The 21,906-nt window shown below is 38.3% G+C and carries 20 protein-coding genes and 1 rRNA gene; 7 read left to right on the forward strand and 14 right to left on the reverse strand.

Annotated elements, in window-relative coordinates:
* Window positions 1-328: ribosomal RNA gene (locus AC4G3N_RS14205) — 16S ribosomal RNA — on the reverse strand; the annotation flags it as partial.
* 348 nt (window positions 329-676) lie between these two features.
* On the reverse strand, window positions 677-1,558 hold the full coding sequence (locus AC4G3N_RS14210; protein WP_491090385.1) for a nucleotidyltransferase-like protein: 882 nt from the start codon (window positions 1,556-1,558) through the stop codon (window positions 677-679).
* 141 nt (window positions 1,559-1,699) lie between these two features.
* On the opposite strand from AC4G3N_RS14210, the gene AC4G3N_RS14215 reads away from it, so the two are divergent.
* The gene (locus AC4G3N_RS14215; RefSeq protein WP_066107876.1) at window positions 1,700-2,056 is read left to right on the forward strand and encodes a YgzB family protein; all 357 of its coding nucleotides are present in this window, start codon (window positions 1,700-1,702) and stop codon (window positions 2,054-2,056) included.
* A gap of 57 nt (window positions 2,057-2,113) precedes the next feature.
* On the opposite strand, the gene perR is transcribed toward AC4G3N_RS14215, so the two are convergent.
* The 6 genes from perR to AC4G3N_RS14245 all read right to left on the reverse strand — a co-directional run bounded on the left by perR (window position 2,114) and on the right by AC4G3N_RS14245 (window position 6,836).
* Window positions 2,114-2,557 carry a peroxide-responsive transcriptional repressor PerR gene (perR, locus tag AC4G3N_RS14220; protein WP_066107879.1) on the reverse strand — a complete coding sequence of 148 codons (444 nt, stop codon included), beginning with the start codon at window positions 2,555-2,557 and terminating at the stop codon, window positions 2,114-2,116.
* Between the two features lie 129 nt (window positions 2,558-2,686).
* A complete protein-coding gene (locus AC4G3N_RS14225) occupies window positions 2,687-3,238 on the reverse strand; it encodes a cob(I)yrinic acid a,c-diamide adenosyltransferase (RefSeq protein ID WP_066107883.1) in 552 nt (183 codons plus the stop codon).
* Window position 3,239: 1 nt separating this feature from the next.
* Complete coding sequence (locus AC4G3N_RS14230; RefSeq protein ID WP_139892654.1) at window positions 3,240-4,196, reverse strand: D-2-hydroxyacid dehydrogenase; 957 nt, start codon at window positions 4,194-4,196, stop codon at window positions 3,240-3,242.
* 456 nt (window positions 4,197-4,652) lie between these two features.
* Window positions 4,653-5,762 carry an aminopeptidase gene (locus tag AC4G3N_RS14235; protein ID WP_148631054.1) on the reverse strand — a complete coding sequence of 370 codons (1,110 nt, stop codon included), beginning with the start codon at window positions 5,760-5,762 and terminating at the stop codon, window positions 4,653-4,655.
* A gap of 119 nt (window positions 5,763-5,881) precedes the next feature.
* The gene (gene bcp, locus AC4G3N_RS14240; RefSeq protein ID WP_139892656.1) at window positions 5,882-6,352 is read right to left on the reverse strand and encodes a thioredoxin-dependent thiol peroxidase; all 471 of its coding nucleotides are present in this window, start codon (window positions 6,350-6,352) and stop codon (window positions 5,882-5,884) included.
* Window positions 6,353-6,413: 61 nt separating this feature from the next.
* Window positions 6,414-6,836 carry a potassium channel family protein gene (locus AC4G3N_RS14245; protein WP_140462201.1) on the reverse strand — a complete coding sequence of 141 codons (423 nt, stop codon included), beginning with the start codon at window positions 6,834-6,836 and terminating at the stop codon, window positions 6,414-6,416.
* Window positions 6,837-7,000: 164 nt separating this feature from the next.
* On the opposite strand from AC4G3N_RS14245, the gene AC4G3N_RS14250 reads away from it, so the two are divergent.
* The 3 genes from AC4G3N_RS14250 to AC4G3N_RS14260 all read left to right on the forward strand — a co-directional run bounded on the left by AC4G3N_RS14250 (window position 7,001) and on the right by AC4G3N_RS14260 (window position 14,720).
* Complete coding sequence (locus tag AC4G3N_RS14250; protein ID WP_140462200.1) at window positions 7,001-8,293, forward strand: glutamate-1-semialdehyde 2,1-aminomutase; 1,293 nt, start codon at window positions 7,001-7,003, stop codon at window positions 8,291-8,293.
* A gap of 326 nt (window positions 8,294-8,619) precedes the next feature.
* On the forward strand, window positions 8,620-13,098 hold the full coding sequence (locus AC4G3N_RS14255; protein ID WP_491090390.1) for a glutamate synthase-related protein: 4,479 nt from the start codon (window positions 8,620-8,622) through the stop codon (window positions 13,096-13,098).
* Window positions 13,099-13,637: 539 nt separating this feature from the next.
* Entirely contained in the window at window positions 13,638-14,720 is a 1,083-nt protein-coding gene (locus tag AC4G3N_RS14260) for an FUSC family protein (protein ID WP_066107900.1), read from the forward strand.
* A gap of 601 nt (window positions 14,721-15,321) precedes the next feature.
* On the opposite strand, the gene AC4G3N_RS14265 is transcribed toward AC4G3N_RS14260, so the two are convergent.
* The 4 genes from AC4G3N_RS14265 to AC4G3N_RS14280 all read right to left on the reverse strand — a co-directional run bounded on the left by AC4G3N_RS14265 (window position 15,322) and on the right by AC4G3N_RS14280 (window position 18,613).
* Window positions 15,322-17,070 carry an ABC transporter ATP-binding protein gene (locus AC4G3N_RS14265; RefSeq protein ID WP_491090393.1) on the reverse strand — a complete coding sequence of 583 codons (1,749 nt, stop codon included), beginning with the start codon at window positions 17,068-17,070 and terminating at the stop codon, window positions 15,322-15,324.
* A 56-nt stretch (window positions 17,071-17,126) separates the two neighbouring features.
* The gene (gene ntdP, locus AC4G3N_RS14270) at window positions 17,127-17,657 is read right to left on the reverse strand and encodes a nucleoside tri-diphosphate phosphatase (RefSeq protein ID WP_066107906.1); all 531 of its coding nucleotides are present in this window, start codon (window positions 17,655-17,657) and stop codon (window positions 17,127-17,129) included.
* Window positions 17,658-18,012: 355 nt separating this feature from the next.
* On the reverse strand, window positions 18,013-18,267 hold the full coding sequence (locus AC4G3N_RS14275) for a YgaB family protein (protein WP_066107909.1): 255 nt from the start codon (window positions 18,265-18,267) through the stop codon (window positions 18,013-18,015).
* A gap of 151 nt (window positions 18,268-18,418) precedes the next feature.
* On the reverse strand, window positions 18,419-18,613 hold the full coding sequence (locus tag AC4G3N_RS14280; protein ID WP_225983705.1) for a gamma-type small acid-soluble spore protein: 195 nt from the start codon (window positions 18,611-18,613) through the stop codon (window positions 18,419-18,421).
* Between the two features lie 138 nt (window positions 18,614-18,751).
* Between AC4G3N_RS14280 and yfhS the strand changes: the two genes are divergently transcribed.
* Entirely contained in the window at window positions 18,752-18,976 is a 225-nt protein-coding gene (gene yfhS, locus AC4G3N_RS14285; protein ID WP_066107915.1) for a mother cell protein YfhS, read from the forward strand.
* Window positions 18,977-19,049: 73 nt separating this feature from the next.
* Here yfhS and mutY read toward each other — a convergent pair whose 3' ends face one another.
* On the reverse strand, window positions 19,050-20,129 hold the full coding sequence (gene mutY / locus AC4G3N_RS14290; RefSeq protein ID WP_148631060.1) for an A/G-specific adenine glycosylase: 1,080 nt from the start codon (window positions 20,127-20,129) through the stop codon (window positions 19,050-19,052).
* Window positions 20,130-20,314: 185 nt separating this feature from the next.
* Here mutY and AC4G3N_RS14295 point away from each other — a divergent pair, with 185 nt between their 5' ends.
* On the forward strand, window positions 20,315-21,295 hold the full coding sequence (locus AC4G3N_RS14295; protein ID WP_491090397.1) for a metal-dependent hydrolase: 981 nt from the start codon (window positions 20,315-20,317) through the stop codon (window positions 21,293-21,295).
* Between the two features lie 84 nt (window positions 21,296-21,379).
* Window positions 21,380-21,541: a small, acid-soluble spore protein K gene (locus tag AC4G3N_RS14300; protein WP_306821562.1), complete on the forward strand. Its 162-nt coding sequence runs from the start codon at window positions 21,380-21,382 to the stop codon at window positions 21,539-21,541.
* 42 nt (window positions 21,542-21,583) lie between these two features.
* On the opposite strand, the gene AC4G3N_RS14305 is transcribed toward AC4G3N_RS14300, so the two are convergent.
* The gene (locus AC4G3N_RS14305) at window positions 21,584-21,901 is read right to left on the reverse strand and encodes a YfhH family protein (RefSeq protein ID WP_066107926.1); all 318 of its coding nucleotides are present in this window, start codon (window positions 21,899-21,901) and stop codon (window positions 21,584-21,586) included.
* Window positions 21,902-21,906 lie beyond the last annotated feature (5 nt).

The following is a 21,906-nucleotide window of genomic DNA, read 5'->3' on the forward strand; positions in this document are numbered from 1 at the left end:
GTCCCAGTGTGGCCGATCACCCTCTCAGGTCGGCTACGCATCGTTGCCTTGGTGAGCCGTTACCTCACCAACTAGCTAATGCGCCGCGGGCCCATCCCTAAGTGTTAGCCGAAGCCAACTTTCCTTCCAACACCATGAGGTGTTGGAAACTATTCGGTATTAGCACCGGTTTCCCGGAGTTATCCCAATCTTAGGGGCAGGTTGCCCACGTGTTACTCACCCGTCCGCCGCTAATCTTCGGGAGCAAGCTCCCTCAGATTCGCTCGACTTGCATGTATTAGGCACGCCGCCAGCGTTCGTCCTGAGCCAGGATCAAACTCTCCGAAAGATGTTTGATCTAGCTAAATTTTAAAGCAAATTGACGAGATTTTAAAAATCTCTTGTTTTTAGACTTGCTTGGCGTTTCGTTTTGTTTAGTTTTCAAAGAACAATCTGTCGTGTTAGCGACTTTCACATTATATCAAGATAACTTTTTGTTGTCAAGCATTTCTTTTAATGTAATTTACTAACATTTCTAGCTCGTTTGTAAAAGAGCGACTTTCTTATCTTATCATCGTTAGAATCGTAAGTCAACAACTTTTTTCATTTTTTCTTTGCCGTCTCGCTTCGTTTTGTTTACCTCAGCGGCGACGTTTATTAATATACCACCCTAAAATCATTTGGTCAATATAATTTTTTAAATTTCTTTATGAATTTTATAAAACCTATGAAAAAGCTTTGCTCCCTTAGTGTTTTCTAGTACAACATCAATATAGCCACGATCAATCAAGTACTCAATTAATATCCTTAAGTCCTCTCCGTAATAGCATAACTCTTGATGTCCATACAGCTCATCAAATGACCAGTACTCTTCTCCTCTTTCACCTATAATTTCTAATATATGCCCAGACCCGGATTCTGTTCTTGTATGAATAAAAAAGTCACTAACAAGGAAAAGAAGTTCTAGTCTTTGATTAAGACTTTCTTCGCTAAAAACCAGCTCTTCATATAATTTATAAATATCAGGACCAATTTGCTTCACCTGATTCCATACAGTTACTTCTGGGTGAAACCCTTTTTCAATGATCTCTAATCTTGCAAGGTGGTGGAGTGCATGGATTATTTGATTATACGCATCTAGAGAGTTCCCTTGATCAAACAATTCTTTACCTTCCATATAACTTCTAATTAAACGCGCAAACTCTATACCTTTTTTTACTTCCCTTCCATAGATAGGGAATTCATTTAATTCTCTTTTTAATGAGGCAAGATAATCATTACGGTCAAAAACAATTTTCCCATGGTATATCCAATCAATAATTTTTTTATTGGATCCTAATAACCTCCACTCGTTTAACTTTTCATCTGTTACCATGTGGAGTGCTGCTTTTTTATTTTCGTAAGCATAATGTTTAATAAAGACCGGTTGCTTATCCTTACTATCTGTAATGATTAATAAAATATAATCAAATGTATCTGTAATTGAACTCTCAGGAGAGTTCTTCTCAATTAATAAAACTCCTTTTGTATCCGGGTTGCTGGCTCTTTCTTGATAAACGGGTCTTAGGATATCCTCCATGTTCCATTCCTCCACAATTTAATTCGCTCTCCTTATCTATTCAACAATATTCGACAGACTCCTGCCACTATTTTAATATCTATTGTTATTAAATTCTTTGGATATTATGGTATATTATAGAAGATAAAAGGGGGAAAAACGGTGGCAAAGTATTCAAGTAAGATAAATAAAATACGAACATTTGCACTCAGCTTAATTTTTATAGGCTTTATCATAATGTACGGAGGTATTTTCTTTAGAAACTCACCACTGGTTATGACTATTTTTATGGTACTCGGGCTATTAGCTATTTTTGCAAGTATGGCCGTCTATTTCTGGATAGGTATGCTCTCCACAAAAGCTGTTCAAGTTGTTTGTCCAAATTGTAATAAATATACAAAAATATTAGGCAGAGTGGATATGTGTATGTACTGTAAAGAACCATTAACACTTGATAAAGACTTGGAAGGTAAAGAATTTAACGAGGATTACAATAAGAAAAAGTTAAAAAATAAATAAAAAGAAAAAGCTGGCAAACGTCCAGCTTTTTCTTTTTATTTAACTTCCCTATCTGGTTTAATGAACTTCTTTAGCAGAACATTCCGGACAATCACCATAAATCTCCATTCGGTGATGTGTTACTTTAAATCCCGCAACATGCGATGCAAGATGTTCCACTTCATCAAGACCTGGATAATGAAAATCAACTATTTTTCCGCACTTTTCACAAATTATATGATAGTGATCTGATGACACAAAATCAAATCGACTGGATGAGTCTCCGTACGTCAACTCTTTTACTAAGCCAACCTCTTTAAACACACGTAAATTATTATATACTGTCGCTACGCTCATATTAGGAAACTTGCCTTCCAACGCCTTATATATATCATCAGCTGTTGGATGCGCATGGGCAGTTATTATATACTCGAGTATGGCATGACGTTGCGGAGTCATGCGGACACCAGTTTGTTTCAAAGTATCTAACGCTTCTTTAAGTTGTGGTTGAGACACCGTCATGCACTCCTTTTTTATATTATTCTCACTTTGTAATTGTTACAATAAGTTTACTTGATGATTGGTTGAGTTGTCAATATTTCCAGCACCTCATTCAGATATATTATATCCAGGGTGTTGGAAACTCTTGTCTCAAGAATTATGTAAAGTTGGTTCCATTTTTCCTAATTTATAGTTTACATATCTGGCAACAATAAACAAGAAATCGGATAACCTATTCAAATATTTTATAACTAAAGGATTTACCTCTTCTCCGAGAGCAACTGAATTTCGTTCAGCTCTACGTATCACTGTTCTCGCCACATGAAAAGCTGCTCCAGCTGGGTGTCCACCTGGAAGTATAAAATTCTTGAATGGAGGTAATTCCTCATTAAGTTCATCAATATAGGCTTCCAATTCATCAATCGACTCTTCTTTTATAACCCAGCCAACTTTTTTGCCGTATGGAGTAGCTAGTTCTGCACCAACGTGAAATAAATCAGTTTGTATTTTATGGAACTCCTCTAATAACTTATCTTTCCCTGAGAACTCTACATCATTTAAATAGCTTATCCCAAGTCCAATCATAGAATTCCCTTCATCACATGTTCCATACGCCTCTACACGTTGGTCAGTTTTGGATACACGCGTACCATAAACAAGAGAGGTTTGACCCTTATCTCCGGTTTTTGTATAAATTTTCATTCTAATACCCCTTTCCTACATCAATTTTATTCACATAGTTATCATCCTTATGATTAACAAACCGCTGAAAATTCTGCTCAAATATATCAAATGCGCGTGGCAAGTAATTTTTTGAAACGCTAGAAATATGCGGTGTGATAGTCAAATTAGGATATAACCATAGCTTATTATCTTCATTTAACGGTTCATTCGGAAAAACATCAAGCACCATATGACCTATAACTTGATTTTCTAACACCTCATGTATCGTGTCTTCTTTAATTAAATCTCCACGACCAATATTGATAAACATAGCTATATTTTTCATCATTTCAAAATGTTTGTATTTCAAGAGGTCCTTAGTTTCTGATGTACTAGGTAGTACAGATATAATAAAATCTGCATTCGGGAGAGCACCCTCAATTTGAGACATCGTAATAATATCATCAAAATATGAACTGGCGGAAACCCCGCTGCGATTCATCCCAATCGTTTTCATCCGAAAGGCTTTTCCTAATCTAGCTATCTCTTCTCCAATTGCGCCAGTACCTAATATAAGAAGATTTTTCCCATTCAGCTCACCGAAAGGTAGCCTCTTGTCCCATATACGTTTATCTTTATTCTCTGCCATGATCGGGAATTGCTTTATATATGAAAGCATCATCCCCATGGCGTACTCTGCCATAGGTATCGCATGAATCCCTCTCGCATTTGTTACCAGGATATTTCTTTCTCTAATTTTTTCGAAAGGCAATTTTTCAATCCCAGCTGACATTACACTAATCCATTTCAAGCGTAACGCCTGGTCGATTGTTTCCTCATCCACATCTTCTCCATATGTTATGAGCACATCCATATCCTTAATAACAGAACCTGCATTTTTGATACCTTTACAAAAATGAAACTCATGCTCTTTGTATGACTCAATCAAACGTTTCCTAATTTCCCCCGGAGGATAAATTGCAGAAACAACCTTCATCCAAATACCCCCTTCATCCACACATCACTAACATAATAACATCTTTTACCAGTATAAAGTGCTGAGACGACTGTTCAGCTTCGAAAAGCATAAGAGGAGGCACGAAGGGAGGCGTTCTTTCCTCTCGTAATGCCTACACTTATGTCTCGAGGAGCTAGGAGTCGAAGCCGGATTACATAAAAAGCTGAAACGGTTTAGTTCAATGAACGAAGACTAAATTCGCCACGTCCTGTGACAACGCCTTTGTGACCTACATCCTGTTGGCATCCGCAGCAACTCCACTTATGTCTCGAGCGTTTTAAGCTAGCTCACATAAAAGCAGAAACTAAATAAAAAAACGGACAGCCAGTTCCGGCTGTCCTTCTAATAGTTGTATGAGGAGGTATTCCCTGATTCTATCTTATTCAAAATAGCTTGTTATGCTTGGTCTTTTGCCATAGATTTTAAAAACAATCACTATAAAAGTGATTCAGGATTTAATCCTTTTAACTCCGGTAGTACAAATAATCCATCCTTTCGAATCAATTGACCATCAAAATAGATTTCTCCTCCGCCAAATTCAGTTCGCTGGATAAGCACCATGTCCCAGTGAATAGAAGATATATTTCCATTGTCGGCTGCTTTATAGGCTAATCCCGGTGTGAAATGCAGGCTTCCACAGATTTTCTCATCGAATAAAATATCTCCCATTGGATTTGTTATTAACGGGTTTACGCCTAAGGCAAATTCTCCAATATAACGGGCACCTTCATCTATATCAAATATTTTATTGATTTTATCCGCTTGATCTGCTCTTGCATCAATTATTTTTCCATCTTTAAACGTTAAACTGACATCTCTGAAGGTAGTCCCTTGATAAGGACAAGGCGTATTAAAGGTAATCGTTCCGTTTACACTATTTTTAACGGGGGCTGTATATACTTCTCCATCAGGTAAATTTCTTTCTCCGAAACACATCACTGCCGGAATTCCCTTTATAGAAAAAGAAAGATCTGTTCCCGGTGACGTGATTCTGACCTGATCTGTTTGCTCCATTAGAGATTTCAATGGCTCCATTGCCTTCTGCATTTTGGCATAATCAATTGTACAAACATCAAGCAGAAAATCTTCAAATTGACTTGTGCTCATCCCTGCTTTTTGAGCAAGTGATTTAGTCGGATAGTTCAATAATACCCAACGGCAATTATTAATATAGTAATCAACGACTGGCTTCATTACTTCTCCGCTCAGCTGAAATTTCTCTGACGGAATCTCAGCAAATTCCGCATCATTCTCTTCTCCGATCACAATAATGACAGCATCCATGTCTTCAAATTTTTTCAAATCCCAATTAGCCATGATTTCCAACTGTTCCCGGCTATACCCTTTTGCCATATATTTTTGAATCTCATCATCGAGCATTTGTACAAATGGGTATGCTCCTAGCTCATACGTTTGATTGACAAGTTCTACCAACAAAGGTTTCGTTATGTAGTGACCTTCAATCAACACTTTTTGCCCCTTCTCTAACCGTACAGAATGGGTTAGCAGTTGTCTTGCCATTTTTTTAATTCGTGGATCTTTCATACGTCATCTCCCCTGTTCTCTTTATTAAACACCTACTATCAATATACATATTTTTCCTCCAGAGAGCTTTTTATTTATAAAGAAAGCAGGCATTATTTCATGCCTGCTCACAATCTAAATTATGATAATTCATTTTTAATAAATGCTAAGGCATCTTCCACATGCCCTTTCACTCTCACCTTACGCCACTCTTTTACCACTATACCCTCTTTGTTGATAACGAATGTAGAACGTTCCGTACCCATATATTCATTTCCAAAATTGTTTTTTAATACCCATACTCCATACGCTTTTGACAATGTATGTTCTGGGTCTGACAACAAGATAAAAGGAAGATCATATTTCGTTTTAAATTTTTCATGCTTTTCAACCGGATCTGGACTAACGCCAACAATAATTGTATCCAATTCTGCAAATGATGTGTGATTTTCCTTGAAGTCACATGCTTCAGTCGTGCATCCCGGTGTCATATCCTTTGGATAAAAATAGAGAACTACATTTTTCCCCTTAAAATCAGCTAATGTAACCTCTTTTCCATTACTTGCCTGAAGCTTAAAATCCTGCGCCTTCTCACCAACTATACTACTCATAAAGCTCACTCCCCTGTTAGATAAAAATAATTAAGAACAGCTCGTTCTATTATTACTATACCTAATTTCGGGTTGTTTTTGCATGTTCAAAGTCTATGGCAGTCCTTACGACAAAAGCTGCCGGTAACGCATATCCAATTAAAGCTTCCATTGATGCAATCCATCTGCCAAATCCTACAGGTACCATATCTCCATACCCTACCGAGAGAAGAGTCATAGTACTGAAATAGAAGGAAGAGGCAAGCTTTTGAAACAAACCTCCCTCAATAGGTAAACCATTCAAATGAATAACCGTTCCAAATTTCATTTCAACCAATACGTATAGGATTCCGAAACCTATTAAAAAAGTGAAGTACACCGTAATGATCCAATAAAGATAATCGAGTGATATCCGTTCAGCCCGGGTTGGGTCTGTTGGCATCAATAATCCTCTCAAACTCATTAGTAACGTGATAACAACCGCAGCAAGGATAATATAAAACAAAGGTAACACCCCTTTTTATTACAACCGCATTTGTAATATATACGCTCTTATAGGCATACCTATGATTGCTTGTACAGGAATCAATTGCTTAGGTGACCATGTTGTACAAACAAAGAATTCCAGTGCTAAAATGAAGCAGTTACATACGAAGGAGGAGAAATAAAATGAACCACGCTCAATCTGAAAGTTTGCATGCTGAAGCTATGCAGCACATCGTCGGCGGTGTCAATTCACCATCTAGATCATACAAAGCCGTTGGAGGGGGTTCTCCAGTTGCAATGGAAAGAGCAAAAGGCGCGTATTTTTGGGATGTTGACGGCAATCGATATATTGATTATCTTGCCGCTTACGGACCTATAATTACCGGGCATGCCCATCCGCATATTACCAAAGCAATTACAAAGGCAGCTGAAAACGGCGTTCTTTATGGAACACCTACTCCTTTTGAAGTTAAATTTGCCAAGATGCTTAAGGAAGCCATCCCATCCATGGACAAAGTACGGTTTACAAATTCCGGAACTGAATCGGTTATGACCACGATTCGTGTAGCACGAGCGTATACAGGACGGGATAAAATTATTAAGTTCGCTGGCTGTTATCACGGACATTCCGATCTTGTTTTAGTCGCTGCCGGATCAGGCCCTTCCACACTTGGAACTCCCGATTCCGCCGGTGTACCAAAAAGCATTGCTCAGGAAGTCATTACAGTGCCGTTCAATGATATAGATGCCTATAAGGAAGCAATCAATAAATGGGGAAATGAAATCGCGGCCGTTTTAGTTGAACCGATTGTCGGTAATTTCGGGATTGTTGAACCAAACCCTGGTTTTCTTGAAGCAATTAATGACATTACTCATGCAGCAGGGGCACTTGTTATCTATGATGAGGTAATTACAGCCTTCCGTTTTATGTACGGTGGTGCACAAAACCTTCTTGGTGTTGAGCCTGATATGACGGCGCTCGGAAAAATCATCGGCGGCGGCTTACCGATTGGTGCTTACGGTGGCAAAAAAGAGGTTATGGAAACAGTCGCACCCCTCGGCCCAGCCTATCAAGCAGGGACGATGGCCGGAAATCCCGCTTCCATGCTAGCTGGTATTGCTTGCCTTGAAGTATTGAAGGAAGAAGGAGTATATGAACGACTAGATCAACTTGGGGCGATGCTGGAACAAGGAATCCTTCAGGCAGCGGAAGACCATCATGTTTCTATTAAAGTAAATCGATTAAAAGGTGCATTAACGGTTTATTTTACTGATGCTAAGGAAGATATCAGTAACTATGCTCAAGCTGAAGCTACGAATGGCGAAGTGTTCGGCCGATTCTTTAAGCTTATGCTGGAACAAGGGATTAACTTGGCTCCATCAAAATATGAAGCCTGGTTCTTAACGACAGCCCATACAGAAGAAGACATAGAAACTACTATTAAAGCTGTAAATCAAGCATTCAAATTATTATAAATACAAATTTTTGAATATTTATGCATATCATCAATTCTACTAATCACGGTAGAATTGATGTTTTAACGTTGTTGAAAGCGTTTACATTAAGATATTTTGATTTTAATAACCAGATAATGTTTATTTTCCAAAAAAACTAAAATGTATATTTAATTGATTTCTGAAAATTCTAATGATAATATAAATCATACTAGTATTGATTATTTATTACCCTCAAAACTGTATTTCCTTCCTCGTTCGTTTTCCAAAGTAATCTAAAAAACCACAAGTTTAAAGCAGGAGGTGAACCGGCATCGAATAGGCGCAAGCTTATAGTTGCCCAACGTATGAACAAAAGATGGAATCCTAGTACGTTTATGAATTACCACGAATCAGAACATGATGCTTGCGGAATTATTGCATGTATTGAAAAGAAAAAAATACCTACCCGTGATAATATTTTTGCGTGTATTGATGCCCTGGTTACCATGAACCATCGGGCCGGTTTTATTAACGGCGAAGGCGATGGTGTCGGCATTCACATAGATATCCCCCGTCAATTATGGAAGGAGAAGCTAAAGAACTCTGGTGCTGATACAGACCTTGCGGATCATAACCATTTTGTAGTGGGCCACTTTTTTATTAAACGTGAGGCTGAGAAACAACAAACTATTGAGGAAATAATCAAACTGGCAAACGAAAAAGACTTAAAAGAAATTTATGTATCTGATGAAGCTTATTCCACCGATGCATTGGGACCAATAGCATTACAGGAAAACCCTGTATTTCTTCAAGTTGCTTTTATAGCAAAAGAAGATTTAAAACAAACTGACCTTTCATCTCTGTTATTTGATCTCACAATTACAATTGAGAAAAATGACCACATCCACGTATCTTCGCTTAGCCAATATCATGCCATCTACAAAGTGATGGGAGCCGGCGATATTCTACCTAAGTACTATCCAGACCTTGCAAGTCCACTCGTCGCATCAACGATGACACTTGGACATAACCGCTATTGCACTAATACACTATCCAGCTTTTTTCGCGTACAACCATTTAGCGTCCTTGGACATAATGGTGAAATCAATACAATCGCCAAATTACGCGATGAAGCGCAAATGGTTGGTGTTCCATTAGTAAACGGCGGCAGTGACTCACAGGATTTAAGTCGTACATTGGAAACATTCATCTACCGTGAGGGGTATTCTCTATTTGAAGCACTTGATATTGTCTTCCCTCCAATCATTAATGAAATGAAGGAATATCCCGATCATCTTCAGGATCTATATACGTATTTGCGTGAAAGCTGGGGCCATTTCGCTCAAGGTCCGGCAGGAATCATTTCCCGCCACGGCAATGAAGCTGCTTTCTCTGTAGATGCACTTGGTCTACGTCCTTTATGGATGATGGAAACTTCAACCTCTTATTTGTTTGGCTCTGAACCAGGTGTTATTTCACCAACAGAATATGTAGCCAATCCTAAACCAATTGGTCCAGGAGAAAAGGTCGGATTAAAGTGGAATGGCGATTCAATAGAACTATATGAATATATCACTTATCAGGAAGAAGTATTCAAAAGATTTAACAAGAGACTTAACTTTACAGAATCTCGTAATCGCTTAAATCCTCCTGATGTAAAAGAGCATACTTTTGCACAGGAAGAGGACAAAATCCAAAACGGACAATATAAAGCTTTCGGATGGGAACGTGACCATATTCAACTAATTGAACAAATGGCTGAAAAAGGTGCAGAACCAATCCGTTCACTTGGTCACGATGCTCCACTGGCAGCACTCAATCCTGAGCGTAAGAATATTGCAGACTTTATTAAAGAAAGTGTTGCAGTTGTTACAAACCCTGCGATAGATCGCGACCGAGAAATGGAACATTTTTCGACCCGAACCATTATCGGTAAACGCCCTTCTCTGTTTACAGATGAAAAATCTGTAAACACAGTGATTGAGCTATTAACGCCTCTATTAGCTGAAGGAAAAGCTGGACACACTTGTGCACAGTTTGCAAAACAACCTTCTTATGAACAAATTCACCAATTATTTATGGATACAGAAGAATTGAAAACGATATCCATGACATTCACGGAGGGTGAAACGATTAAGGAAGCTCTAGATCGTATCAGTAAAGAGGCTCTTACCTTTGTTACTGACGGCTGTGGATTACTTTGCCTAGATGATGAACTATCCCATCAGGCTGAGCAATTATGGTTGGATCCTGCCCTTGTAGTCGCAGCAGTCGATAGAGCATTAGTAAAAGCAGAAAAACGAAGAGACTGTTCCATTTTAGTTCGCTCTGCTGCCATTCGTAACTTGCATGACATTGTGGTGATTTACGGATTAGGAGCTAATTTGATTAATCCATATTATATGTTCCGTACCGTATCAGATGAGCAGTCGAAATCAGTAATTAATTTATATAACTCTTTATCTAAAGGATTAGAAAAGGTCATTTCAACACTTGGAATTCATGAACTTCGCGGATATGGACGACTATTCTCTTCGATTGGACTACAGGAAGAAATAGCAGACATCCTTCAAATCGTGAACTTCTTTGGATCCAATCAATTAATCTATAATTTTGATAAATTGAAGGAAGATGCGAAACAGCGTGCAATTGATTATGCCAATGAAAAAGAACGTGTCGGCAAGACCTTTCATCTGTTCCCGCGAATCTGGAAAGCAATTGGTGAGGTGGCTTCAACTGGAGATTATCAGGCCTTTGGAGAAAAAATCTCTGAACAGGAAGAACAAAATCCCACAACTATTCGCCATTTAACAGATTTCAAGAAAACCGAACAAAAAGTTGATCCAGAAACAGTGAATATTGGTGTTGGCGATCACAGTCTACCATTTGTAATTGCATCAATGTCGTTCGGCTCACAAAATGAAACAGCCTTTCGCGCATATGCAGAAGGTGCCGATCGCCTTAATATGATTAGCATGAATGGTGAAGGCGGAGAAATTAAAGATATGCTTGGTAAATACCCGCGAACTCGCGGTCAGCAAATTGCCTCCGGTCGTTTTGGTGTAAATGCGGAATTGCTGAATTCCTCTAATTTACTTGAAATCAAAATCGGACAGGGCGCTAAACCGGGTGAAGGCGGTCATCTTCCTGGATCCAAAGTAACATCAAAAATTGCCGAAGCACGTAATGCAACGATTGGATCCGATTTAATATCACCTTCAAACAACCATGATATTTATTCTATTGAAGATTTAGCTCAAATGATCCATGAGTTAAAGACAGCCAATGATCAGGCAAGGGTGGCTGTTAAAGTACCTGTTGTTCCAAATATTGGGACAATTTCTGTCGGGATAGCAAAAGCTGGTGCTGATATTATCACGCTAAGTGGATTTGACGGCGGTACCGGAGCCGCTCGTATCCATGCCCTTCAAAACGTTGGATTACCAGTGGAGATTGGTGTTAAAGCTGCTCATAATGCCTTGCTTGAAGCCGGTCTAAGACAGGATGTTGAGCTTTGGGCTGACGGTGGCCTCAAAAGTGCAAAGGATGTACTGAAGGTTATGCTACTTGGAGCAAACCGTGTAGGTTTTGGAACCCTCTCTATGATTGCTATTGGCTGTACAACATGTCGAGGCTGCCACCTGGATACATGCCATGTAGGGATTGCTACTCAAATTGATTCTGAAGTGGAAGCAAAGGAACATGGGCTAAGGAGATTTGTTCCTAGACAATTTGATTTAGCCGTCCAGGGAATCATCAACCTATTCAGTGCTTTTGGCAATGAATTAAAAACACTTGCGGCTGAACTTGGAATCACAAATCTCCAGGAAGCTGTCGGGCGTTCCGATTTATTAGTACAAACAAAAGGAAAAGAAATGCTGGATTTAAAATACTTACTTAAAACGATTGAGCTTGGCCAGATCACACATCTCGAAGCTGCTGCTACAAAGGACGAATTAATCGTCCAAATGGCCGCAGTCGGTGCAGAATATCTGGATGCAAGTGTAAATGATCTGCTTCAATCCAGACAATTTAAAAATATCAATTCTATTCAGCGCGTACTTGGAAGCCGTGTTTCCTGCCACCGGGTAAGAGGCAGATTAGATGGTTCCTATGTCAAAATGGATCCTGTTAATCTAACCTATAAAGGTTCCATACCTGGAAATGGACTTGGTGCATACAATACAGAAGGCATTACGATAACAGTTGATGGCGGTTCTCAGGATGGCACCGGCAAAACCTCATTTGGAGGAACAATTGCAATTCTTAAAGGAATCGGCAAGGATGACAAATTCTATAATGGTTCCGTCGGAAAAGGCTTTGGATATGGTGCACAAAAAGGTCTATTAATTGCTCAGGGTGACGCTGATGCGCGCGCAGGTATCCGTCTGTCTGGTGCTGACATGATTGTCGGAGGTTCTTTAAAACGGGATATTCCTGTACAAGAACATGGAAACATTGGCGTTTATTCAAATATTAAGGGCTTTGCCTTCGAATATATGACAAACGGCCGAGGACTTGTTCTTGGAGACCCAGGTCCATGGATTTGCGCAGGAATGACAGGCGGTGTCATTTATCAACGTCATTTGCCTGAACGAGGCCTTACAAAAGATGCGCTCCAACGCAGAATTGCAAAAGGAGCCCTCGTCTCTGTTGAAAAATTAAATGAAACAGGTATAAATGATGTAACTGAACTACTTACACGCTATACAACTATTCTTAGAGAAAATGGTCAACAGGCTGAAGCGGAAGAACTGGCCCAATTGCTAGGCAACCCAAGCCAGCACTTCCTCCAAATCGTCCCAGTTAAAACCCAAGCCGACCCATCTGTATCTACAGAATAAGGCTGAAACGACTGCCCAGACCCGACAAGCATAAGAGAAGAGGCACGTAGGGAGTGCTTTTCTCCCGTAGTGACTATTCCTTATGACTCGAGGGGCTAGGAGTTGAAGCTAGAATACACGAGTAAAGCTGAGGCGACTGGTGGTCAGTTATGGGCCATATATCAATTTATATCAGGATGATACATTATTTTCGAACCTCAAGAGACCGTTTCGCTTTATTAAAGCGGCGGCCTCTTTTCTTTTCATTTCTTAACTTTCTATTAAGCCGTTCTCAATTCTTTTTTATATTTTATGAACACATAAACCTTTCATCGAAAAATCTATATATTCCTTCTCTCCATATAGCGTATACCTGATGAATCTTGAAAAAATCGTATTCAATGCATGCCTTTTAGTCTAAAGGGGAAAGTAAACAAAAGAAGTATTTTGCCTGTATATCTTGAACATGAAGACGAAACCCTGTATAGTACAGTCATGTTCGAGATAAAAATAGATAAATATTCGTAAACAACTATGAATAAAAGGAAGAGGTATTATTTATGAAGGTTGGTGCCCGAGTCTTTAAAACGGGAATAGCCATTGTGATAGCCATCTATGTTGCGACAGCATTTAATGTACCGGCTCCCGTACTAGCCGGGATTTCGGCTGTATTTGCCGTTCAGCCTACCATATACCGTTCGTACAGGACATTAATTGATCAAATACAAGCGAATATTATCGGATTTCTAATCGCGATATCGTTTGTATTATTATTTGGTAATGATCCCTTATTAATTGGTTTGGCAGCCATTATAACAATTGTAATCAACTTACAGCTGAAAAATGAAAATCAACTGACAATTTCGCTTGTAACTTTAATCTTGATTATGGAGCAACAAGACGGTAATTTTACTGAATTCGCCTTTTGGAGAGTTGCTGCCATTTTAATCGGTATTCTATCAGCGTTTATTGTTAACCTTGTCTTTCTTCCTCCAAAGTATGAGACAAAGCTTTATAAACGAATTAGCACAACCACAGACGATATTCTACAATGGATCAGAATTGGTTCTAGAAGCTCAACTGAACATATTATGATGAAAAAGGACATTAATCGTATTAAAGAGAATGTCACAAAGGCCGATAGCTTGTACGCTCTATATAAAGAAGAGCGTGAAACTTTCAGGAAAAATACGGTTGCCAAATCCCGTAAACTCGTAATCTACCGTTATATGATAGCAACAAACAAACGATCATTGGATATCTTAAAAAGATTACATCGCTTTGAAAACGAATTCCATCAAATGCCTGAGGATTTTCAAATCCAGGTTCATCATCAACTGGATTTGTTGTTGAGAAAACATGAACATATTCATCTGAAATTTATAGGTAAAGTAAAGCCGGGACTAATGCTTGAGGAATCTACGGACACTTATAACAAACAATTGCTGATTGATATTGTTAAAGGTTTTCGATTAAATACAGACGAGGATTCTCCCGTCCACTACCATATGGTTACACTAATTTCATCTATGCTTGAATATGGTGACTACTTAGAGCATCTAGAAATGCTTGTTAACAGTTTTCACTCTTATCACAAATCAGAGAACAAATCGATCAAGATAAATGATGATGATCAATTATAAACAATCACTAAATGCATCCCAAAGCCAACAAAAAGGCTTTAGGATGTCTTTTTCATTCCATAGGTTTTGTACCTTCTTTATCTGATAGTCAAAAAGAAGATTCTCCATTCAACGAAGAAAAAACCTCCTCCTTTCCAAAACCTATGTCGCTCTTTATTCTCGGCTGTTTTCAGGAGGATTGTTGTTATAATTGAATTGTGAAACAGCCACCTCCAGAAAGGAAGTGGCTGTACTTGTATTTCCCAGTTAATCAAACTTACTGTTTAATTTTTTATCATAGTTAGAAATATAATAAACAATAAAACTATATGCATCCACACCATACATTTCACGATAATTACTGCCCAAACTCTCTTTCGTAAATCATAGTAAAAGATAATAGAATAAATTACGAGAAAGGTTATTCCACGAAAGATATCACCATCCACCAACAATAAAACAACGTTTATCAATATAGATATAATAAATAAAATGGCATATATCTTATCTATCTTGTCTTTTCTTTGCTCCTCATGCTGGGATTGATACATTCCTTCCCCCCATGCTCTCCATATTCTTGATTACTCGATTATACTCTCCTTCACAAACCTTAGTAGAATAGCTAGGCATCCAACTGTTGAACCTGAAAGAGTCTATAATAAGCTCCTTGTTTAGCCATTAATTTTTGGTGTGTTCCCACTTCTATTATACGGCCATGTTCAACCATAACAATTCGATCAGCATGTGTAATGGTAGATAATCTGTGAGCCACTATAAATGTAGTACGGTCACGGGAGAGCTTTTCAAGTGCTTCCTGAATAAGATGCTCACTTTCCAAATCAAGAGCAGAGGTTGCTTCATCCAACACAATAATGGATGGATTCTTCAAAAACACACGTGCAATAGAAATACGCTGCTTTTGACCTCCTGATAATTTGACGCCCCTCTCGCCTACTTTTGTCTCATATCCACTTGGTAATTTGCAGATAAAATCATGAGCATTTGCTGCTTTGGCAGCTTCATAGATTTCTTTATCTGTCGCATCTGGCCTACCCAGTAAAATATTTTCACGAACCGATTCACTAAATAAAATACTGTCTTGCATCACCATTCCAATATTGTCCCGAAGTGAGCGTACCTGAACATCTCGGATATCCACTCCGTCCAATAGTATACGCCCTTGTGTCACATCATAAAATCGTGGAATCAAGCTAACCAGAGTAGATTTACCTCCTCCGCTCATCCCGACAAGCGCAATTGTTTCTCCCCTTTTCACTTCAAGATTAATATCCTTCAGTGCCTGAGTCTCATCTTCTCCATAAGAGAATGATACATGATCAAACGTAATGGTCCCTTGTACATCTTTACATGGACGTGCATCAGGCTTGTCCTCAATATCATACGGAACATCCAAAAATTCAAACACACGGTCCATTGATGCCAGTGATTGCGTTAATGTGGTAGATGAGTTCATCAATCTACGCAAAGGTCCATACAATAAATCGATATAGCCGACAAAGGCAACCATAGTCCCTAATGTCATATTCCCATTAATGACCTGGTATCCGGCAAATAGGATGACAACTAGAGGAGCAATATCTGTAATTGTATTGACTGCTGCAAACGATTTAGCGTTCCAGCTTGTGTGAGCTAACGCTTTTTTTAAGAAGTTTCCATTCACTTTATTAAATTGCTTTTGCTCATGATCTTCAATCGCAAAGCTCTTAATCACGGCCATCCCTTGTACACGTTCATGCAAATAGCCCTGTACTTGAGCAAGCGCCTGTGATCTATCTCGGGTTAATTCTCTTAATTTACCAAAGAAATATTTAATGGAGAATGAGTAGAGCGGTAACAGAAGCAACGATACAATGGTCAATTTTACGTCAAAGGTAAGCATAATTCCAACTGCTATTAAAATTGTAACTAGATCCAACCAAACATTCATAAGGCCGGTTATAACAAAATTCTTAGTTTCTTCAACATCATTAATCACTCTGGAGATAATTTCTCCTGCTTTTGCATTAGAGTAATATTTAAAGCTTAACTTTTGTATATGACTGAACATTTTATCGCGGATATCAAATAAGATTTTACTTGCTGTCCATTGGGCAAAATATTGACGGTAATATTCTACTGGAGGCCGAACTACCACAAAAATGAAAAACATGATTGCCATTAACATATAGAGCTTCCTTAATTGCTCTCCTTTTTGCAAAGCATTGGCACCGATTATATCATCAATCACATATGCCAATAAGGCAGGAGTCAGCAAAGGAATCGCAAATTTAACTATCCCGATTAGGATTGTCACAATGATTTGCCACTTATAAGGCCTTACAAACCTCATATATCTTTTTATACTATTCATCAAATGTCTCTCCCATCAAGCATAAAAACCTGTCCATAAAAGAGACAGGCTTCTTTTCAACTTTTAATTGTTAAATATCGGTTATACCAATTATGAACAAACTCCTGAGAAAACGGCCCTTTTTTCGCTCGAATCATACTAATCAGCTTTTCCACATTTCTCCTGAGAATATGGTCAATGACATTCGGATAACCCATTTGAAGTTTATGCTCTTCGTACTCATCTTCATCTAACAGGTTATATGTCATATCGGGATATACCTTTATATCAAGATCATAATCGATATATTTAACCGCTTCCCCATCAAATACAAATGGAGAACTTAAATTACAGTAGTAGTAAATACCGTCATCACGAAGCATGCCGATGATATTAAACCAATACTGTGAGTGAAAGTAGGTAATAGCTGGCTCTCTTGTGAGCCATGTCCTACCATCAGATTCGGTTACAAGAGTCCGATCATTGCAACCAATTACAATAAATTGGGTACCCTTTAATATGGTCGTCTCTTGCCAAACCCGGTGTATATGTCCATTATGTTTGTAACTGTGTATTTGGATTTCTTCTCCTTCTCTCGGTACTCGCACGTTGTATTACCTACTTTCTCTCCCTATAGGGCAGGGCACTTATATACCGTCTCTGTGTTCAAATTGACAATATATTAACCGTTAAATTAAGATGCTTTTTTCCGTATTCTTCTATTATTATAACGATTCACATACAATTTTAAAACAAAGAGCCACCATGAAAAGCGGATAAGCTATAAATTGTTAAACAAATCGCCATTAACCAGCTCTTTTTTAGAATGAAATATTAATCCTATAACCAAAATTAATCGTTTACAAACATGAGTCATAATGAATGAAGGAAACAGAAGCGGAGAATAAAAATAAAAGAACACCTATAGAGATGCCCTAAATAATGATGAATTGTATTTATATTTTATAGTTTCGGGGCAGATTTTGACTGATAGCTTTCAATCACTTTTTCTGTTAATTGCATAAATATCGTTTGGATTGTATCTAATTCTCTTTTCATCTCACTTATATCGTCCTGGACACATAGTAAATCTTCATCATTCTTTCGATTCCTCAGTTCCTCCTCTAGCTCCATATAACGGTCAAGTTCTGTTTGCATATGTAAAAGCTTATCCATAATGACCATTTGTTCATTAACTAACTCTTCAAAACTCTTCATGCTCTACACCACCCAAAATCAGTATAATAATACATTTCTCTAATAAGCAGAAAATACCTTTGACTTTTTCTGTAGCCTTCTAAGAGGTTTTGTCGAGCCGTTAAAAAGCACTCGCCCGCTACGGGCAAGTGCTTTAATTAAAGGTTTTACATTATTGTTGTCCGGAGTTACCGGAGTTTTTAGCTTTGTTTTTCTCTGCTTTCGCGTTTGCTTGTTTCACAGATTGCACATCAGTTTCACTTGCAAATTCAGAACCAAATTGACCTTGGCTTTGACCTGCAGATTGTGCGTTTTGTTGTCTCACTTGATTTGCATTTGTTTTTGAACTGTTGTTAGCCATTAATATCACCTCCACACCTATTAATGTATCCAACAGAGGTTTTCATATACAAAAAGAGTGTTTCTATTTTTTTCCTTGTTTTTGCTTCACTATATAGCGGCATCCTATATAGAAATTTAAAACAGGAAAAGAGGAGGCTTTATTATGTTTGTAGGAAGAGATATGTCAGAGTTATCCATGATTCCTAAAAGTGAATGGAAGGAAGATGAACTGGAATTTTACCATCATTCATTTCAGCAGATTATGCCCTATTTAAATATAGAGGGACATACCATTCAAAGAGAAATTATTGAGGAAATTGAAAGAAGAGGCGGCCTGAAGAGACAGGAAGCAACCTGGACAAAAGGAACGCGTGTTTCCTACGATTAATTAAAATAGAACCGGCATCAGCTATACCTGAAGATTATTATCTTTTCGCAGGTAGCTGATGCCGGGTTATTTTTTAACCATTAAATACATATGTTTCATAAATTTTTTGATGAGATACAGGTAAAGCATACTGTTGAAAATCATGATCTTTCACATATGCTAATTTATGTGTATTGCTTTTAAAGTTCTCCAAATTATTCACAGTGGCTGTATAGATATCAATTTCCCATGTCAAATGTGAAAATACATGATTGATATGACCGATTGGAGTTAATTGATTTAATTCAACTTGATTCTGTTCCGCAACCATTTCTTTAAGTACTTTAACATCTCCTGTTGTTTCATAGCTTGGGAATTCCCACAATCCCGCGAGAAGACCTGTCTCCGGCCGCTTCCTAATCAGGATTCTTCCACTTTCATCGTTTATCACAATTGCCGATAAATGAACAATTTTGGTCTTTTTAGCTTTCGTTTTTACCGGAAGCTCCTGTTGGATTCCTTTATCAAATGCCCAGCAGTGCTCTCTTACCGGACATAATAAGCATGCAGGTTTACCGGGAACACATATAAGAGCGCCAAGTTCCATCAATGCCTGATTAAATTCTGACGTATGTTCGGGATCAATTAATTCACGTACAGCTGACTCAAATAGTTTGCGGGTGGCAGGCTTTGCTATGTCATCATATATTTCTAATATCCTGGAAATGACTCTCATGACATTTCCATCAACTGCAGGCTCCGGAACACCATAAGCAATGCTTAATATTGCACCGGCAGTGTATGGACCGACACCTTTTAATTTTTTAATTTCTTCAGGAGTGTTTGGCACAATTCCGCCGTAGTTTTCCTTTACCTCTTTAACTGCACTATGCAAATTACGAACCCGAGAATAGTAGCCTAGACCTTCCCATGCTTTTAAATATTTTTCCTCATCAGCATCAGCAAAATCATCAAGCGTCGGAAACCATTCCATAAAACGTTCGTAATAAGGAATAACAGTATCAACACGAGTTTGCTGAAGCATAATTTCAGAAACCCAGACACGATAGGGATCTTTATTTAATCGCCATGGGAGCTGTCTTTGTTCCTGAATAAACCAATCTATAAGATCTTTTCTGAATTGTTCTATATTGCAACTTACAAGTGTCTTCACGTTTCCTCCTGTTTATGTTAAAAATTAATGGAATAGGGAATAAATTAAGTAATCATACTGAGTAGGTTTACCCATGATTTTTTGATTCCCTTCATTTTAAAACAACATGACTGGTATGAAAAGTAATTAATATTGGATAAAAATAGTGGTTTCCTTTATAAGTCAGTAGAAAAGGAGGATGTATTATGGATACCGGTACTCATCTTGTAATGGGTATAGCACTTGGCGGGTTAGCCACCTTGGATCCTGAGGTCGCCTCCCACACAGGAACAGCAACGGCCGTTATGATCGGTACAATCCTTGGTTCCCAGGCACCTGATATAGATACAGTTCTAAAAATGAAAAATAATGCAGTATATATACGCAATCATCGCGGAAGGACACATTCCATACCATTTGTAATTCTCTGGCCTATATTAATTACGGCTCTTATTGCCCTTATTATTCCTGAAGCGAATACCTTACATTTATGGTTGTGGACCTTTTTCGCTGTATTTTTGCATGTATTTGTAGATATATTTAATGCCTATGGTACACAGGCTCTAAGCCCCCTGTCCTCAAGATGGGTCGCGCTCGGGATTATTAATACATTTGATCCCTTTATCTTTGGAATTCATATTGTAGGTCTTATTTTATGGACATTCGGCTTTAATCCAGGAACTATATTCTTAATAATGTATGTAATTATTATCGGTTATTATATCGCTCGGATTACAGAATCTAGAAGCTTAAAAGCTCGAATTCGTTTACAAATCCCTGACGCTCGGCGAATTACACTTTCCCCAACCATGCGTTATCACCGCTGGAAGGTAGCTGTTACAACGCCTGATAAATATTATGTTGGGGGAGCTGAAAATCGTGAAATACAATTTTACGATACATTTGATCGTATTCCTTTACCGGAAAGTCCAATTCTGGATGCTGCTCTAAAGGATGTGAATCTCTCTGCCTTTGTATCTTTTTCTCCGGTATACCGATGGGAAATGGACTATCAGGAGGGAATGCACATTGTCCGATTCATTGATTTACGTTATCGGAGCAGAGGACGATATCCCTTTGTGGCTGTCGTTCATTTAGATGATGATTTAACTATTATCAACTCATTTACTGGATGGGTTTTTACAGAAGAAAAGCTTCAAAAGAAACTAAATATGATTACTGGATAATCAGGAAAGCTTTCTCATGAATGGGTGGGAGCCATTTTAGAATACTAATAAGGCATCCATCATCCCAGAATGAAAGGTGAGAGAATCTTGAGAAATAAAGCAAAAGGCTTTCCTTATGAGCATGATAATAAATTTAATGGGGAACCCCGAGCCAAACCAGAGTATGCTTCAAAACGAGCAGATGGCACTACAAATACTCGTCCACAGGAGCGAATGCATGCCTCTGGAGAACGGGATTCTAAATAAATTCAAAAAGAGCTTTCTACAGAAAGCTCTTTTTTTCTCGTTTTATTTTAATTTCATTAGCAAGGAAATAGGCAGCCCTTCTTCTTCATTTTGTTGAAGACGATACCCCCAGGCAAACACACCTTTTAAATACTCCACCTTAAAATATTCTCCAGGCGCTCCATCTATACCATACATTTCACCGACTATAATATCAGCCGGGTCTAATGTATAAGCCTTTGCCATAACGGCTCTCCTTTTATGTACGGCAAACTCATTAACCATCCCAAGCTGCTCAGCCTTTCTTGCTTTTTCATTTAAATCTGCGATTGTTTGTCTAAGCTCATGCTCTGACATCTCACTGAATTTTTTCTCCTGCATTTCTT

The organism is Bacillus sp. z50 (assembly GCF_058313585.1).

What these genes read in the sequence shown, in the direction of transcription:
- AC4G3N_RS14210 (WP_491090385.1), bottom strand. Translation starts at nt 1,558, where the DNA reads ATGGAGGATATCCTAAGACCCGTTTATCAAGAAAGAGCCAGCAACCCG.
- perR (WP_066107879.1), bottom strand. Translation starts at nt 2,557, where the DNA reads ATGACGGTGTCTCAACCACAACTTAAAGAAGCGTTAGATACTTTGAAA.
- AC4G3N_RS14225 (WP_066107883.1), bottom strand. Translation starts at nt 3,238, where the DNA reads ATGAAAATTTATACAAAAACCGGAGATAAGGGTCAAACCTCTCTTGTT.
- AC4G3N_RS14230 (WP_139892654.1), bottom strand. Translation starts at nt 4,196, where the DNA reads ATGAAGGTTGTTTCTGCAATTTATCCTCCGGGGGAAATTAGGAAACGT.
- AC4G3N_RS14235 (WP_148631054.1), bottom strand. Translation starts at nt 5,762, where the DNA reads ATGAAAGATCCACGAATTAAAAAAATGGCAAGACAACTGCTAACCCAT.
- bcp (WP_139892656.1), bottom strand. Translation starts at nt 6,352, where the DNA reads ATGAGTAGTATAGTTGGTGAGAAGGCGCAGGATTTTAAGCTTCAGGCA.
- AC4G3N_RS14250 (WP_140462200.1), top strand. Translation starts at nt 7,001, where the DNA reads ATGAACCACGCTCAATCTGAAAGTTTGCATGCTGAAGCTATGCAGCAC.
- AC4G3N_RS14255 (WP_491090390.1), top strand. Translation starts at nt 8,620, where the DNA reads ATGAACAAAAGATGGAATCCTAGTACGTTTATGAATTACCACGAATCA.
- AC4G3N_RS14260 (WP_066107900.1), top strand. Translation starts at nt 13,638, where the DNA reads ATGAAGGTTGGTGCCCGAGTCTTTAAAACGGGAATAGCCATTGTGATA.
- AC4G3N_RS14265 (WP_491090393.1), bottom strand. Translation starts at nt 17,070, where the DNA reads ATGAATAGTATAAAAAGATATATGAGGTTTGTAAGGCCTTATAAGTGG.
- AC4G3N_RS14275 (WP_066107909.1), bottom strand. Translation starts at nt 18,267, where the DNA reads ATGAAGAGTTTTGAAGAGTTAGTTAATGAACAAATGGTCATTATGGAT.
- yfhS (WP_066107915.1), top strand. Translation starts at nt 18,752, where the DNA reads ATGTTTGTAGGAAGAGATATGTCAGAGTTATCCATGATTCCTAAAAGT.
- AC4G3N_RS14295 (WP_491090397.1), top strand. Translation starts at nt 20,315, where the DNA reads ATGGATACCGGTACTCATCTTGTAATGGGTATAGCACTTGGCGGGTTA.
- AC4G3N_RS14305 (WP_066107926.1), bottom strand. Translation starts at nt 21,901, where the DNA reads ATGCAGGAGAAAAAATTCAGTGAGATGTCAGAGCATGAGCTTAGACAA.